This is a genomic window from Deltaproteobacteria bacterium, from assembly GCA_011773515.1.
GTDB lineage: Bacteria > Desulfobacterota > Deferrimicrobia > J040 > J040 > WVXK01.
Map to the genome: position 1 here is coordinate 6,151 of WVXK01000007.1, position 1,401 is coordinate 7,551.

At 57.4% G+C, this 1,401-nt stretch carries 2 protein-coding genes; one reads left to right on the forward strand and one right to left on the reverse strand.

The features are described 5' to 3' along the window. Positions 1–965: AAA domain-containing protein (locus GTN70_00950; GenBank protein NIO15566.1), on the forward strand; the 965-nt coding region annotated here is incomplete at its 5' end. Positions 966–1,165: 200 nt separating this feature from the next. On the opposite strand, the gene GTN70_00955 is transcribed toward GTN70_00950, so the two are convergent. After that, positions 1,166–1,363, reverse strand: a complete 198-nt coding sequence (locus tag GTN70_00955; protein ID NIO15567.1) for an ArsR family transcriptional regulator — start codon at positions 1,361–1,363, stop codon at positions 1,166–1,168. Positions 1,364–1,401 lie beyond the last annotated feature (38 nt).

Consider the following 1,401-nt stretch of genomic DNA (forward strand, 5'->3'; position numbering starts at 1 on the left):
TGAAGAAGGCGCTCATCTTCAGCGCCATCGACCCGGGGATCGGGGGCGTGCTGATCCGCGGTGAGAAGGGGACGGGGAAGACGACGGCTGTTCGGTCCTTCACCCGGGTTCTTCCGGAGAAGGACGTGGCTGTGGGATGCAGATTCGGCTGTTTCAAAGGGGGCGATTTGTGTCCTGAATGTGAAGGGACAGACGGGGACAAAACCTATGAGCGCATGCGGGTCGAGGTAATCGAGCTTCCTTTGAACGCGAGCGAGGACCGCGTCGTCGGGAGCATCGATATCGAGGGCGCGCTGCGAGAGGGCGTGAAGCGCTTCGAGATGGGCGTGCTGGGCTCGGCCAACGGCAACATACTTTACATCGACGAGGTAAACCTCCTGGACGACCACATCGTGGATATCCTGCTCGATGTGTGTGTAAGCGGCTGGAACCGGGTTCGCCGGGAGGGCGTGAGCTTCGATCACCCCTCGAGATTTATCCTGGTGGGGAGCATGAACCCCGAAGAGGGTGAGCTCCGTCCCCAGTTTCTGGACCGTTTCGGGCTCTCCGTCGAGGTCAGCGGTTTCACTTCCCCCGATATGAGAAAGGAAGTGGTCAACCGTGTTCTCAGGTGGGAAAAGGGAGATGGCGTTGTGGAGCTCGTGCGGGAGGACGAAGAGCTGCAGGAGAAGATAGAGGCTGCCCGGTCACTGGTCGATGAAGTTAAGATATCCGACGATGACATAGAGAGCGTGTGCGAGGCGACATCCGAGCTTGGGCTCTACGGGATGCGGGGGGACATAATTCTCATGAAGGTCGCCAGGGCCTCGAGCGCCTATCGGGGGAAGAGATCGATCGACGCGGAGGACCTTGCAGACGGATTCAGGCTTGCCCTTCCCCACCGGCTGAAAACGGATCCGTTCAGCGAGAAGAGGGGCACGGGTGATATAATCGAGTCCCTGGTGAAACAGGTTCTGCGGGTGTAGGGTCATCCGGAATCAGACTATCCCCGGTCACCGCAAGGTTCCGGCACATTTTCCGGGGAAAACCGTCGACGAATGCATTAGTTTGACATCGGGTAGCCGGCGTTTTTCCAGGCGTCAACGCCGCCCTTGAGTACTTTTGCGTTGGTAAATCCTTGATTTGTATATTTGATTGCCTGACCGGCAGCGGTTCCTTCGTTGAGTCAGGCGCAGTAGAAGATGAGTTCCTTGTCTTTCGGGAGCGAGGAGACCTTCGATGAGAACTCGCTGAAGGGAATCGCTCCTTCGAGCGGGACGCGCTGGAATTTCGCATCCTCGTGGTAAGCGCATACGAGCAGGGCTTCGCCTGAGCTTACTCTCTTTCGCGCCTCTTCGGGAGTTACCCGTCCTGGTTCTGCCATTTTCTACCTCCTGGTCCTTTTGATAATTTGATGAAATT